The following is a 14958-nucleotide window of genomic DNA, read 5'->3' as shown; positions in this document are numbered from 1 at the left end:
AGAGAATTTGTAAAGTACGGTTTAAGTTAAGCTGTATGATTTAATTCTTTTAACTCGTTTAGGTTCTTCTTTATTTCTTTTATATGTCTGAGGTTCCGGCGATACACCCACAGGCAGATTCCAAGTCCGACGGTCCACACGATCAGACTGCTGATGATTCCTGCAGCACCGTATTGCCAGACCTGTTTGTAGAAAGAGAAAAAGGTAGCCATCACAAGCAGGTAGAGTATGCCTATGATCCATTCGCGAACCATCCATCTGTGATATCGGTTGATACGGGAGATTACTGTGACCAGAGGCATTTCATCTATCCGGGTCTGCCCCAGGTAATGGGCGGAATACAAATCCCAGCAAAGGGCCGGGATGCACAGGAAGAGGGCGATCCAATAATAAAAGTCCGTAAGTGCATCATCACATATCCACAAGATCACTGCCAATGCCAGTATGCCGATTGCGGCAAAACGCAGCTTTCTGTTGAACCGTTCTATGCTGTTAATGTTGTTCCGGGTGCGTCCCAACAATTGTTTCATTTCTTCTTCCTTGATGAACTCCTTGCCTTTGAGGTGTTCATCAAGTGCGTTCCACGATTTCTTCAGATCATCCAGTTCCATATCTTATTCCTCCTTTTTCATCTTTTTTAGTTTGTCTTTAATCCGGCTCAGCTTGGTTGCTACATTGGTCACTGTCAGTCCGGTAATTTCCGAGATTTCCTCGTAACTTTTCTCTTCCAGATAAAGCAATATAATCGACTTATCCAGTTGTCCCAGTTGATTGATCATCCGGTACAGTTGCCGGAGCATTTCCGTCAGTTCGTCTTTCTCTTCCGTCAGCCAGTCGGCTTCGCGGGTGAGTGCCACGATTTCCGGAATGTTTTTCTCTTTGCGGATAAAGCTGATGCAAGTGTTCAGTGCGATCCGGTAAATCCAGGTCGAGACTTTGCACTCTTTCCGGAATCTGGGGTAAGCCTTCCACAGATTGAGAATCACTTCCTGATAAAGATCACCGAGCGTGACGTGCTGGGTGGTATAAAGATAGCACACCTTGTAAATCACCCGCTCGTACTCCCTGACTACGGAGAGGAACTCTTGTTCTACAGGTTCGTTGACCTGCGGCGGACTGGTGGGGTTCATTGTCTTCTTTTCGGGATTACTTTTGTATGGTTAGTCGCAAAGGAAAGGAAATAATCACAAAATGAAAGCGGAAATTAGTTGGAATTTGGACTATTTCCGGATATTTATTATATTTGGAAACGATAAGAATCTGTGAGTGACGGAGTTTGTCAAGTATGAAACGTTTTAAATAAATCCGTATTTTTATGACTGGATGTACAAGTATGGCTTCAAATAGCAAGGACCTGAAGGCCTTTATTTTATCTTTGGAAGAACAAGCTCTGAAGTTATGGAATAGTGGAAACCCGGATGGGTTTATAGAACTGTCATCTGATGATGTTGTCTATATTGACCCCGCTTTCAAGAATAAACTGGAAGGTAAAAAGGCTCTGGAAGAGTATTATAACAGCATTCGGGGAAAAGTCGCGATCGACAGGTATAAAATGATAGAACCCACTGTATTGCTGTCATCAGATGTCGCTGTTCTGGCATATGATTATGAAGCTTATAGAGATGATCGGACATTCAGGATGCACTGTACGGAAGTATATAAACTGGATTCGTCTGAACAGTGGAAAATCATACATACCCATTGGTCTTTTTGTTCTGCCTGATAATGGCGGACAACATGGGAATGGCCGGATCTTTTCCCTACAGGAGGATGCCGGAATATTGCGTTCCATAATATCCCATCCATACCTGAATCATGCTTTCTTCACAACTGTTTGTCTTTGTATCTTTGTAATACTTCTTTCGGATATGTGGTTTTGTCACGTCTTCTTGTATGTCACTGGAAGAGAGGACAGAGGTACTTCGGATTTGTTTGGAATCAAACTGTTTTCTTTTGTTATATTTATAATAAATATTGTAACTTTGCCGGCAATTAACACTATAAATAGACAAAGATGAACAAGAGAAGATTACTGGGCTTGCTCTGCCTGATGGCATTGCTGGCCACCTCCTGTGACAATAAGGGGGATTATTGGGGAGCCATGGAAACTTCCAAGACAACATTGACGCTGGAGCGCATTTGTGATATGGCTACGCTTTCACAAGATTCCGTAAATCTGCTATCTGATATTATGGGAGTGAATACAGAAGAACTGTATCGGGCAGACGCTGTCATGATAGGAAAAGTGACAGGTGGGGAAGCAGGTCATTATTACTATCCCAGGTTTCTGATTGCTAAAGATAAAGAAATGAAGGAAGTGATTATGGAAGCCTATATCCGTCATAATACAGAAAATACCTTTTATGCTTTTCTGGATCCGGATATGCTGACTTTGGGCGAAACTTATTATTGTGCAATGAACGATTATCAGTATGGCTATAGCGGACGTCCGGGGTTGCTGGATCATGTATTGGGCGAAAATTCAAACAAAGAACGTTTTAGTGAAGTAAAAGCATTCCGCCTTTCTGGTCTGCCAAAACTGATTGTACACGATACCCAGTTCACAGGATACAGTTATTATTTATCTGCGGAAGTACGTTTTAAAACCGATGCCGGAATTATAGAGCAAGGTGCTTGTTATAGTTCAGTCAAAGAATTGCCGGAAATTACCGATCAGAAGGCATTGGCACGGGGAACCCGGATGTATAATTACTCGAATTTTGAGGTGGAGGTGATGGATCTGCTACCTGCTACCCACTATTATATACGCCCCTATGTGACTACTGAGGAGGGGACAGGCTATGGGCCGGTGGCTGAGTTCACGACCGAACGGGGTACAGAGCCGGTTATCAATAATTTTTCGTTGTATCAATATAATGGTACGGCGGTAGAGTTGTATGCTTCTTTCTATACAAATGATTTCCTTATTACAAATTATGGTTATAGTTATGGCGTTTATTCACAGGAAACGGGAGTGGTGACGAATGAACAGATGATAGAAGTACCTTTTACTGATGATTATAGACAGACGTTTGATGAAATCGTTACCGGATTGCGTCCCGGGACGCTTTATGCTTTCCGTGTTTATGCGAAAAATGGAGTAGGGATTAGTTACAGTAATTACCGGACCATTGAGATCCCTGCAGAATAAAATATAGATTTAAAGAACGAAAACAAATGAAAAGAATAATAATAGGAGTGATTGCCTGTATTTGTGCAATCACCGTGATGGCTCAGGTACAGACACACGATGTAAAAGGAGTAGTATTTGACAGAAAGCAGCAACCCATTGTGGGTGCATTAGTCACAGCCAAAGGGACCAATATCAGCACAATAACCGATGTCGACGGTAAGTTCTTCTTGCAGGAAGTTCCTCTTTCGGTCAAAAAGGTGATTGTTACTTCCATCGGTATGGAGACCCGGGAAGTGGACCTGAATGTACCGGTACAGCTCACCGGAAAGCGTAAGAAGCTTTCGTTTGTGGCACATGCCGGGATCAGCATGAGTAAGTACACTACATATGGTTCCGATTTTAAGGTGGGATATGAGTTTGGTTTGGGTATTGAAGTGCGCATGTCAAAACGATGGGCTTTCCAGCCTACTCTGCAAATTTGTAACCGTGGAGCAGAGTTCAATGCCGAAAGAAACGGTGTGAAATATCAGGAAACTTGGAATCCGGTTTCATTGGATTTGCCGATGTTGTTCATTCTTCGTTATCCGGTAGCCCGTAAAATGAATCTGGCCTTTTCTGTGGGACCTGTGTTTTCGTATGGCTTTGCAGGAAAAGTAAAAGCTACGGAAACAGGTAAACCCGATGAAGAGTATGACATTTATAGCAAAGAGTATGAATATGATTATTATGGCGGGAAACATTCTTTGTTACATCCTTTCAGCTTTGGTGTTGCCTATGGCATAGGTGTGGAATACAAGAAGTGGTTGGTAGGTGTTTCTGGAAAGAGTATGTGTTTGGGACAGGATGATGAAGGTTTTGAAGCGAAGGAACATAACCTGGCACTTACTTTGGGAGTTACTTACCGTTTCTGATCAAGCGGATATGGATAATCGGATGTTGAATGTAAAAAATAAAAAGATATGAAAAGATATATAGCATTGGCATTGGTCTGCCTGGCACTGACAGACGTTATGGCCCAAAAACAAAAAGTGGTAGAGAAGATCGTGGATGAAGATTACTATCCGGTAGACGGGGTGGTAGTTACCTTGAAACGTACGAACCAACAGGCTGTCACCGATAAAAATGGAGTTTTTGTACTGGAGGAAGTACCTGTCTATTTTGACTCACTACAGGTGACAAAAGGTAAACGCAGCGGATATGTAGATCTCCCGATGCGTATACAAATGCGTACACAAGTGATGCAACGCTTCTCGTTGATCGTGAAGGCAGGAATTGGAGCAGGTAAGTTTATGCAAGGACCCGAATCGAAACTGAAAGACGGTCTTAGTATCTATGGAGGGGTAGGGGCCGATATCCGGATGTCGAAACACTGGGCTTTCCAACCCTCACTTTTGTTGGTTTCCCGTAAAATGAAAGGGTATGATTTCTATGATTATTATACGGAAAATAACGGTGATGGCTCTTCATCCGTTTCTTATGATCAGGTGAGTGGTACTTACAATCCGTTCTATCTGGAGATTCCTTTACTGTTTGCACTGAAGTATAGAATAGGAAATGATCTGAATCTGGTATTCAGTTTCGGTCCTTATATCGATTGGGGTATTAGTGGAGACGATAAAAAAGAATTTCGTAAGTATTCTTATAATAGTGGAGATTATAATGGGATAGAGTACATATCCGAAAGTCAACCCTTGTTCGGCAAACGGTTTACCGGAGGATTTGCCTATGGAATCGGAGTGGAATACGGACACTTCCTGATAGGGGGAACCGGAAGAGTGGGGTGTACTTCATGGAATCACTCGGAAGGTTTTCTGGATGTAGCTTTTGAAATAGGATATCGTTTTTGAGATAGCAGACCGAAGAGTAATGAAAAGGGGAAGGTCATACAAACAGCTTCCCCCTTTTCGTTTCAGTCTTTTGTGTGTTTTTAAACAAAGTATTCATTTAGAATCTGTAGCCCACTGTCAGGATTCCACCGACCGGATAGTGCTTTTCAGTATCACCGGTATACAATGTTCCTCCTTTGATCGGATCCATGAATCCGTGCTGGAAAGAGGCATTGATCAGATAATGCTTCCATATTTCAAATCCGATGCCTCCCTGCACTCCGATGTCGAAGCGCTTCAACAAGGCGTCCTTATCCTTCATTTCGGCTGTGGAAGAGTAGGATTTAAAAGGATTGTGTGATTCATCTTTATGTCCGCCTGTATTGGTCAGTTCGTACTTTCCACCCATGCCTACAGCTAAATAGGGACCTATATTGATCGCGAATTTAACATGATTCGATATATCTATTTTGAAAGCTGCCAGGATGGGGATATCCAGATAAATCGGAGATATCTTGGCTTTGTAGGAGATAGGATCGGTAGACGAAGATAGTGGAGAGTAGCCTTCGTATTCGGCAATCGCCCCTTTGCTGGTGATCATCAGTCCCGACTGTATGGCCCAGTGCCTGCTGAAATTATATTCCACACCGGCACCGACACTGAATCCGGTCCGTTCGTCCAGTCCGTCCGGGCGGCGATAACTGAACAGGCTGACCCCTGCTTTCACATTCCACGAAAAGCCTTGTTCTACGGGTTGAAGCTGAATGTATACGTTGGGAGCAACATCTACCTCTTTGCGTTCCATACCGACATGATAAACTATGAGTCGTTGTGCCGAAGCGGGTGCTTCTGCTATTACGAACTTGCCGTCTACATTCGTCACGGCACCGATATTGGTTCCTTTGACAACGATGGCAGCACCGACGGCAGGCTGGCCGTCACCAACTACGACAGTACCCGCTATGCGCTGAGTCTGTGCAAAGATCACTACACTGCATGAGGGCAGTAACCATAATAACAGAATGAGAACCTTTTTCATAACTTCTTCTATTTATAAAGAATAGGATCAGTTACAAATATATCGAAAGAAAACTTTTATTGCAAGTTTGCTGCCAGAAATTTACGCATCTCTTCCACGGTTTTTCCTCTTCGGCCGGCGTAGTCTGCCAGTTGATCTTCACCGATCTTCCCTACGGAGAAATATTGGGATGCGGGATGGGCAAACATTAATCCGCAGACGGAAGCATGAGGATACATGGCACCATTCTCGGTCAGGTGGATGCCTATTTGTTTCATATCAAGAATCTCGTCCAGGATAAAGTTCACGGATTGGTCGGGCAGAGAAGGGTATCCCACAGCAGGACGGATGCCTTGATACTTTTCGACAAGAAGATCGGGTATGGAAAGATTTTCATCCTTGGCATATCCCCAGGCTTCTTTGCGGACGTATTCGTGCATCTTTTCGGTAGCGGCCTCGGCCAGGCGGTCGGATAGCGTTTGTACCAAAAGATGCTTATAGGGATCTTTCTCATAAAGTCCTTCCATGTCCGCATCGATGGAGGAGGCAAAAGCTCCTACAATATCGGTGATGCCCGAAGATAGCGGGCGTACGAAGTCACTGAGACATAAGAACGGTTCGTTCTCTTTCTTCTTGACTTGTTGCCGGAGCAATGGGAAGGTGATACCGTCTATAATCAGATTATCTCCATCCGCATTGGCAGGGCAGAGTTTAAAAATAGTTTTTACCTTAAAATCTCTGTCCAGTTCGTCCAACATCCGGTTAGCTTCTTTATAAAGTTGCATCGCTTCTGAAGCCTTGCCCCGTTCTTCCTCCGGGAAAGTGGTCAGCCAGATAGCACGGCAAGAATCACATCCATGAATATTGGCAATGGCAGCATAACGCGGTTGGAATCCCCAGGCGTGGAAGAAGTAAATCCAGTTGATATAAGGGGCTAAATCATGAACGGTGAATGATGAACGATGAGCGGGGGAGGAGCGATCAACGGTGAATGATGATAGGTTAGGCTTTTCCATATTTGACTGTTTTAATGCTGTGATAATAAGTTTCATTAATTCATTTGCGTCTGCAAACATGCTTGAATATTCTATTTCAGATAAATATTCTGTTTTAAATAACAATTCAAGCCAGAAAAGGATTTCGTTACATTCTTTTTGGGCGATGCTATATTATGAATAAAGTCGGCTTTGCTTTTGGCGCATTCCGCTTTTCTTTGCAGAACTCCGATGGCTGTACCGGACCTTAGAATCTGGTCGGATAGAGAGTAAGCTTTTTTTTCGTTCAGATATTTATGCAGGTTTACGATTCGTATCGCGAAAGCCATGCTTTTATCTTTCAATATATTTCCCATTCCCCTCGCATTTATTGTTCCCCGTTCATCGTTTATTGTTCATCGTTCAAAACAGATCTCTTGTCCGCGATAGATTTCGTCTACCTGTCCGTCAGTATACAATAGATGTCCGTTGGCAAATGTCTTTTCTACTTTCCACTCGAACGTACGTCCTTCAAGCGGACTCCATCCGCATTTGCTTAAAATCTGATCCGCGTTTACCGTCCATAACGCATCCGGACGAACCAATACGAGATCGGCCTGATAACCGGTGCGGATAAAGCCGCGGTTGTGAATATTGTATATTTGTGCAGGGGCGTGACACATCTTTTCGACAACCTTTTCTATCGTAAAGATACCTTCGTTCACCAGTTCGAGCATGCTGACCAGAGAGAACTGGATCATAGGCATACCGGACATTGCTTTCAACGGTCCTCCTTCCTTTTCTTTGAGAAGGTGTGGAGCGTGATCTGTTGCGATTACATCGATCAGGTTGGAGTTGACTGCCTGACGGAGTGCATCCCGGTTAGTTTTTGTTTTGATGGAAGGATTACACTTAATGCGTGCACCGAGTTCCAGATAATCGGAAGAGTCGAATAACAGATGCGAAACACAAGCTTCTGCCGTGATTCTCTTTTCCTCCAACGGGATATCATTGTCAAAAAGTGAAAGTTCTCTGGCAGTAGAGATGTGCAGGATATGCAGGCGTGCATCTGCAATCCGTGCCAGGCGCACAGCCAGTTCGGACGATTCGTAACAAGCCGCAATCGAACGTATTTTAGCATGATAACCCATCGGAAGGGTCTCATGGTGAACATGGTAATATTGATGAGGATATTTCTCAATATACTCTTTTACATATTTCTCTGTATTCTTTTTAATCGTTTCGTGATTTTCGCAGTGAGCGGCAATCAGCAAATCAGTTCCATTGAAAATATTCAGTAGACTGTTCATTTTGTCTACCAGCATATTTCCGGTACTCGATCCCATGAAGAGCTTAATTCCGCATACACGTTTCTTGTCCAGTTTTTCAAACTCGGTATAATTATTATTGGTTGCCCCGAAATAGCACGAATAGTTGACGCTGCACTTTTCGGCAAGCAGATCGAACTTGGCATTGAGTGCATCCAGTGTGGTCGTTTGCGGATTTGTATTGGGCATGTCCATGATAGAGGTTACACCTCCTGCTGCGGCAGCCCGGCTTTCGGTAGAGATGTCGGCTTTGTGGGTTAGTCCCGGATCACGGAAATGTACATGATCGTCAATGACACCCGGAATCAGATAGCATCCGTTGGCATGGATTGTTTCTTCGCAAGGGATAGCAGGTTTCTGTCCTTTTTCAAGTACTTCGGCTATTTTCTCCCCTTCGATAACTACCGAACCGCGCGCAGAACGTCCTTCGTTTACTATGGTGGCGTTTTGTATTAATGTTCTTTTCATATCTTAATTCATTTTTGTTTTCTGGGGGAATGTGTGAAACCAGCTGTTCACCTTCAGTTTGATGACACCGAATACCGCTTCACCAAAGATACTGCTGTTCATTTTTGAAGTGCCCAGTTCGCGGTTGATAAAGATAACCGGTACCTCGATAATCTTGAATCCACATTTGTAGGCCGTAAATTTCATTTCTATCTGAAAAGCGTAACCTTTGAAACGTATGTGGTCAAGGTCGATGGTTTCGAGCACTTGGCGACGGTAACATTTAAATCCGGCAGTTGTATCGTGTATCGGTAGTCCGGTAACGATTCGCACATATTTAGATGCAAAATAAGACATCAGCACACGTCCCATCGGCCAATTCACTACATTCACTCCGCTTACGTATCGTGAGCCTATAGCTACATCGCCTCCCTGAACGGCACAAGCCTCATAGAGCCGTGGCAGATCATTGGGATTATGACTGAAATCGGCATCCATCTCAAAGATATATTCGTATGAATGTTCGAGTGCCCACTTGAATCCGGTGATGTAGGCTGTTCCCAATCCCAGTTTACCTTTACGTTCTATCATGAAAAGGCGGTTGGGAAACTCCTGCTGCAAGGTCTTTACAATGGCGGCGGTTCCGTCAGGAGAACCGTCCTCAATGATCAGAATATGAAAGGTCTTTTCCAGTCCGAAAACGGCGCGGATGATGTTCTCTATGTTTTCCCGTTCGTTGTAGGTAGGGATGATTACGATGCTGTCCGATGTCTGCATATTGTGTCTAAATTTGAAGACAAATGTAACGCTTTTCCGCTACTAACCAAAGATAGCGCATTAAAACTAAGGATAATTTAGTACTTTTGCGGTGAATTTGCATCACAGATTACAGGGATTTGCATAGATGGTTCGGAAACATATTTCATCTGTGTAAATTCATGCGATCGGTGATGGGTTAAAATTGTATTTATGACAATTACTGAACTGCAACATCAATATGCGGGGCATCCGAATGTAGAGGTCCTGAATAAACTGTTGGGAGAGCCCGCAGTCAGACATATCTATTGCGGCGGCTTATATGCTTCCGCTGCTTCCTTGTTCGCTTCGGCGCTGGTTGAAAAGAGTTTTTGCCCGTTTGTTTTTATATTAAGTGACCTGGAAGAAGCCGGTTATTTCTATCACGATCTTACTCAGGTGCTGGGTACGGAGCGCATTTTGTTTTTTCCTTCTTCGTTTCGTCGTTCTGTGAAGTACGGACAGAAAGATGCCGCTAACGAGATTTTGCGTACGGAAGTGCTCAGTCGCCTGCAGAAAGGTGAGGAGGGATTGTGTATCGTCACTTATCCTGATGCATTGGCCGAAAAGGTCGTATCACGGCAGGAGTTGAGTGAGAATACCCTGAAACTGCATGTGGGTGAGCGGGTGGATACGGGTTTCATCACGGATGTATTGCATAGTTACGGGTTTGAATACGTGGATTATGTATACGAACCGGGGCAGTATGCTGTTCGTGGAAGTATTATCGATGTGTTTTCATTTTCGTCCGAATATCCTTATCGCATTGATTTTTTCGGTGATGATGTGGAGAGTATCCGTACATTTGAGGTCGATTCACAGTTGTCGAAAGAGAAGAAAGAAAGTATTGTAATTGTGCCCGATCTTGCCGTAACCGGAAAGGTCACAACTTCTTTTCTTGATTTTATCCCGAAAGATACCACTTTGGCGATGCGTGATTTTCTTTGGTTGCGGGAGCGTATCCAGGCTGTTCACGACGAATCGCTCACGCCGCAGGCTCTTGCTTCTCAGGAGGTTGAAGAGAATGGAGGCATTACCCTGGAAGGTAAATTGATCGATGGGAGTGAGTTCACTGTTCGTGCACTCGATTTCCGGCGGATGGAGTTTGGTAACAAGCCGACCGGAACGCCGGATGCTACCTTGACATTTCATACTACGGCACAACCTATTTTTCATAAGAATTTCGATTTGGTGGCGGAGTCTTTCAAAGAGTATCTGAACCGGGGATATGCACTTTATATCTGTAGTGACAGTACGAAACAGACGGATCGCATCAAAGCCATTTTTGAGGACCGGGGAGATCGGATTCAGTTTACGGCTGTGGAGCGGACTCTGCATGAAGGGTTTGCAGACGATACCTTGAAACTTTGTTTGTTTACCGATCACCAGTTGTTCGACCGTTTCCATAAATATAACCTGAAGAGTGATAAAGCCCGTTCGGGAAAGGTTGCTCTCTCGTTGAAAGAGCTGAATCAGTTTACTCCCGGTGATTATGTGGTACATACCGATCATGGTGTGGGACGTTTCTCCGGTCTGGTACGTATCCCTAACGGAGATACGACACAGGAGGTAATGAAACTGGTCTATCAGAATGAAGATGTGGTATTTGTTTCTATCCACTCGTTGCATAAAGTTTCAAAATATAAAGGTAAAGAAGGAGAAGCCCCCCGACTGAACAAATTGGGTACGGGCGCTTGGGAGAAACTGAAGGAGCGTACAAAGACAAAGATTAAAGATATAGCTCGTGACTTGATAAAACTTTATTCACAACGTCGTGAAGAGAAAGGGTTTGCATACAGTCCCGATAGTTTTTTGCAACGGGAATTGGAGGCTTCGTTCATCTATGAAGATACCCCCGATCAGAGTAAGGCTACGGCGGATGTGAAACAGGATATGGAACGGGATATGCCTATGGATCGCCTGGTATGTGGAGACGTTGGCTTCGGTAAGACTGAAGTGGCCATCCGTGCCGCATTTAAAGCCGTAGCAGACAATAAGCAGATAGCCGTACTGGTGCCTACAACGGTTTTGGCATACCAACACTTCCAGACTTTTCGTGATCGCCTGAAAGGACTTCCCTGCCGGGTAGAATATCTCAGCCGTGCCCGTACGGCGGCACAGGCAAAGGCGGTAATCAAAGGATTGGAAGCTGGAGACGTGAATATTCTGATCGGTACGCACCGTATCTTGGGAAAAGATGTCAAGTTCAAAGACCTCGGACTGCTGATTATTGACGAAGAGCAGAAATTCGGTGTGTCGGTCAAGGAGAAGCTGCGGCAGATGAAGGTGAATGTGGATACATTGACAATGACGGCAACTCCTATTCCGCGTACTTTACAATTCTCGCTGATGGGAGCGCGTGACTTGAGTGTGATTTCAACTCCCCCCCCAAACCGTTATCCGATACAGACGGAGGTACATACGTTCAGTGAAGAGGTGATAGCTGATGCCATTAACTTTGAGATGAGTCGTAATGGGCAGGTTTTTCTGGTAAACAACCGTATAGCCAATCTTCCGGAACTGAAAGCAATGATTCTTCGTCACATTCCGGATTGCCGGATAGCCATCGGACACGGACAGATGGAGCCGGCGGAATTGGAACAGATCATTTTCGGCTTTGTCAATTATGACTACGATGTACTGATTGCAACCACTATTATCGAGAGTGGAATCGATATACCAAATGCGAACACGATTATTATCAACCAGGCACAAAACTTCGGATTGAGCGATCTACACCAGATGCGCGGACGTGTAGGACGTAGCAATAAAAAAGCGTTCTGCTACTTGCTGGCTCCTCCGTTGTCTTCGTTAACTCCCGAAGCCAAACGCCGCCTGCAGGCGATCGAAAATTTCAGTGATCTGGGTAGCGGTATTCATATTGCCATGCAGGATCTGGACATTCGCGGTGCGGGTAATATGCTGGGAGCCGAACAGAGCGGATTTATCGCCGATCTGGGTTATGAAACTTATCAGAAGATATTGTCGGAAGCTGTGCATGAACTGAAAACGGATGAATTTGCGGAACTTTATGCCGACGAATTAAAAGGAGAAGGTGTCATTAGTGGTGAAGAGTTTGTTGAAGAATGTCAGGTGGAAAGCGATCTGGAATTACTGTTACCGGCTAATTATGTGACGGGCAGCAGCGAACGCATGTTGCTGTATCGGGAACTGGACGGACTGACTCTTGATAGAGATGTAGATGCTTTCCGTTCACGATTGGAAGACCGTTTCGGCCCTATTCCGCCTGAGACTGAAGAATTGTTGCGTATAGTACCGTTAAGGCGCCTGGCTGCCCGATTGGGAGTGGAGAAAGTGTTCTTGAAAGGAGGACGTATGACACTGTTCTTTGTCAACAATGCAGAAAGCCCGTATTATCAGAGTGCTGCTTTCGGCAAGATGATCGACTATATGATGAAGTATACCCGAAGATGTGATTTGAGAGAGCAGAACGGACGTCGGTCTATGTTGGTAAAAGATATTCCGAATGTGGAAACGGCTGTCAGTGTACTACTGGAAATTGTGGCATTACCGGTGAAAGAGAAAGAGTAAGTGAAGTGTGGAAAGAGGAAGTTGTCATTTCCTCTTTCCATATAGCTTGTCTATCAGGTCCGCCCGTCCGATGCGGCGCAATTCATTGATGATGTTCCGTCGTTCTTCCGGTTTATACCAAAAGAAAAACTGTCTTTGCGCCAACTTTTCCCGTTGAGTCTTGGCACTGAATACCGGTTCGAGTGTATACGGATGAAAGCCTGTATACCAAGCTTCGGTGGCTACGGTCATGGGAGTAGGGGTGAAATCCTGCACTTGTTCCAGATGGAAGTCGAGTTGTTTGGTGATGACTGCCAGTTCCGCCATATCTTCTTCTTTACAGCCCGGATGGCTGGAGATGAAGTAGGGGATCAATTGTTGGCGCAGGCCAAGTTCCCGGTTGATTCTGTCGAATATCTTTTTAAATTCTCCGAATTGGCTGAAAGCGGGTTTACGCATGATACTCAGTACCCGATCACTGGTATGTTCCGGCGCTACTTTCAGGCGTCCGCTGACGTGGCGGGCTATTAATTCGCGGGTATATTCTGCCGTGATTTTGTTGACGGCAGCATCTTTGCTTTGATGGAGCAATAAGTCGTATCGCACTCCGCTTCCGATGAAACTTCGTTTGATTTCGGGTAAAGAGTCCACTGCATAGTAAATATCCAATAGCGGTCGGTGATCCGTATTCAGGTTCGGACACACCTTGGGATGAATGCAAGAGGGGCGTTTGCAACGTTTGCACAGGGAGAGATCTTTACCGCCCATTTTATACATATTGGCAGACGGACCTCCTAAATCGCTCAGATTTCCTTTGAAATCGGGCAATTGCACTACCTCTTTTACTTCTTTCAGAATGCTTTCTTTGCTTCGGCTGACTATGAATTTTCCCTGATGGGCGGAGATGGTACAAAAAGCGCATCCGCCAAAACATCCCCGGTGGATATTTACGGAAAATTTAATCATATCATAAGCCGGAATGCGTTTGCCTTTGTATTTGGGATGAGGCAAACGAGTGTAAGGAAGATCGAACGAACGGTCCAGTTCTTTCTCTGTCATAGGAGGGTAGGGTGGATTTACAACCACTGTTTTACTATCGACAGCCTGTACGATTCGGGCTGCCGCGTATTTATTGCTTTCCTCTTCTATATGACGGAAGTTGGTTGCCTGTTTCTTTTTGTCAGCCAGACATTCTTCATGCGAATAGAGGGTGATATCATTCTCGTCGGATTCATATTTCCTGGTCAGATAAGCCGTCTGCGGGATAGAGGATAATGCCGGAGAATGAATGTCGGATGATGAAATCATTCCACCCTGACTATTATACAGGGCTGTCAATCTGCGGACCAACTCACAAATAGGCTTTTCTCCCATACCGTAAATCAGCATGTCGGCACCGCTGTCACAAAGTATACTTTTCTTTAAGCGATCCTCCCAATAGTCATAATGGCTGAGGCGACGCATACTTGCTTCGATACCTCCCAAAACGACGGGAACGTCGGGATAGAGTTTTTTCAAAATTTGGGTGTATACAATCGACGGATATTCCGGTCGCATATCGGGACGTCCGTCCGGGGTGTAAGCGTCATCGCTGCGTAAGCGTTTGTTAGCTGTATATTTGTTCACCATGGAGTCCATGCAACCTGCACTGATGCCGAAAAAGAGTCGAGGACGTCCCAGCTTGCGAAAGTCACGCAAGTCGTCACGCCAATTGGGCTGAGGTACAATGGCCACCCGCAGGCCTTCGGCTTCAAGGATACGACCGATAACGGCGGCTCCGAATGAAGGATGGTCCACATAAGCATCGCCGCTAAAGAGGATAACATCCAGTTCGCCCCAGCCGCGAAGCTCTACTTCTTTCTTGGTAGTGGGTAACCAATCGGTAAGTCGATATTCTTTCATGGGG

Annotated in this window: 12 protein-coding genes and 1 pseudogene; 5 read left to right on the top strand and 8 right to left on the bottom strand. The window is 44.8% G+C overall.

Annotation, left to right across the window (positions count from 1 at the left end; genetic code table 11):
* Nucleotides 1-26 precede the first annotated feature (26 nt).
* Both FDF36_RS05190 and FDF36_RS05185 read right to left on the bottom strand, forming a co-directional pair.
* Nucleotides 27-611, bottom strand: coding sequence for a hypothetical protein (locus tag FDF36_RS05190; protein ID WP_220390603.1), 585 nt, complete (start codon nucleotides 609-611; stop codon nucleotides 27-29).
* Between the two features lie 3 nt (nucleotides 612-614).
* Nucleotides 615-1130 carry an RNA polymerase sigma factor gene (locus tag FDF36_RS05185; protein WP_220390602.1) on the bottom strand — a complete coding sequence of 172 codons (516 nt, stop codon included), beginning with the start codon at nucleotides 1128-1130 and terminating at the stop codon, nucleotides 615-617.
* A gap of 185 nt (nucleotides 1131-1315) precedes the next feature.
* On the opposite strand from FDF36_RS05185, the gene FDF36_RS05180 reads away from it, so the two are divergent.
* The 4 genes from FDF36_RS05180 to FDF36_RS05165 all read left to right on the top strand — a co-directional run bounded on the left by FDF36_RS05180 (nucleotide 1316) and on the right by FDF36_RS05165 (nucleotide 4980).
* Entirely contained in the window at nucleotides 1316-1723 is a 408-nt protein-coding gene (locus tag FDF36_RS05180) for a YybH family protein (RefSeq protein WP_022012446.1), read from the top strand.
* Between the two features lie 291 nt (nucleotides 1724-2014).
* Entirely contained in the window at nucleotides 2015-3151 is a 1137-nt protein-coding gene (locus FDF36_RS05175; protein WP_220390601.1) for a fibronectin type III domain-containing protein, read from the top strand.
* Nucleotides 3152-3177: 26 nt separating this feature from the next.
* Nucleotides 3178-4044: a porin family protein gene (locus FDF36_RS05170; RefSeq protein WP_022012444.1), complete on the top strand. Its 867-nt coding sequence runs from the start codon at nucleotides 3178-3180 to the stop codon at nucleotides 4042-4044.
* Between the two features lie 48 nt (nucleotides 4045-4092).
* Nucleotides 4093-4980 carry a porin family protein gene (locus FDF36_RS05165; RefSeq protein WP_220390600.1) on the top strand — a complete coding sequence of 296 codons (888 nt, stop codon included), beginning with the start codon at nucleotides 4093-4095 and terminating at the stop codon, nucleotides 4978-4980.
* A 97-nt stretch (nucleotides 4981-5077) separates the two neighbouring features.
* Here the strand turns inward: FDF36_RS05165 and FDF36_RS05160 are convergent, their stop codons facing one another.
* The 5 genes and pseudogenes from FDF36_RS05160 to FDF36_RS05140 form a co-directional block, all read right to left on the bottom strand.
* Nucleotides 5078-5998 (bottom strand): porin family protein, encoded by a 921-nt coding sequence (locus FDF36_RS05160; protein WP_220390599.1) that lies wholly within the window; start codon nucleotides 5996-5998, stop codon nucleotides 5078-5080.
* Nucleotides 5999-6054: 56 nt separating this feature from the next.
* Nucleotides 6055-6993 (bottom strand): vitamin B12 dependent-methionine synthase activation domain-containing protein, encoded by a 939-nt coding sequence (locus FDF36_RS05155; protein ID WP_220390598.1) that lies wholly within the window; start codon nucleotides 6991-6993, stop codon nucleotides 6055-6057.
* 66 nt (nucleotides 6994-7059) lie between these two features.
* A pseudogene (locus tag FDF36_RS05150) lies at nucleotides 7060-7301 on the bottom strand (four helix bundle protein); the annotation flags it as partial.
* Between the two features lie 66 nt (nucleotides 7302-7367).
* Nucleotides 7368-8747 (bottom strand): dihydroorotase, encoded by a 1380-nt coding sequence (locus FDF36_RS05145; RefSeq protein ID WP_220390596.1) that lies wholly within the window; start codon nucleotides 8745-8747, stop codon nucleotides 7368-7370.
* 3 nt (nucleotides 8748-8750) lie between these two features.
* Nucleotides 8751-9503 (bottom strand): polyprenol monophosphomannose synthase, encoded by a 753-nt coding sequence (locus tag FDF36_RS05140; RefSeq protein ID WP_220390595.1) that lies wholly within the window; start codon nucleotides 9501-9503, stop codon nucleotides 8751-8753.
* A 192-nt stretch (nucleotides 9504-9695) separates the two neighbouring features.
* Between FDF36_RS05140 and mfd the strand changes: the two genes are divergently transcribed.
* Nucleotides 9696-13073 carry a transcription-repair coupling factor gene (mfd, locus tag FDF36_RS05135; RefSeq protein WP_220390594.1) on the top strand — a complete coding sequence of 1126 codons (3378 nt, stop codon included), beginning with the start codon at nucleotides 9696-9698 and terminating at the stop codon, nucleotides 13071-13073.
* 24 nt (nucleotides 13074-13097) lie between these two features.
* On the opposite strand, the gene FDF36_RS05130 is transcribed toward mfd, so the two are convergent.
* Nucleotides 13098-14954: a YgiQ family radical SAM protein gene (locus tag FDF36_RS05130; protein WP_220390593.1), complete on the bottom strand. Its 1857-nt coding sequence runs from the start codon at nucleotides 14952-14954 to the stop codon at nucleotides 13098-13100.
* Between the last annotated feature and the right edge of the window lie 4 nt (nucleotides 14955-14958).

Source organism: Bacteroides fragilis, from assembly GCF_019583405.1.
Taxonomy (GTDB): domain Bacteria; phylum Bacteroidota; class Bacteroidia; order Bacteroidales; family Bacteroidaceae; genus Bacteroides; species Bacteroides fragilis_B.
The sequence above is the reverse complement of the archived record's forward strand: the minus strand, read 5'-3'. Positions and strand labels throughout refer to the sequence as shown.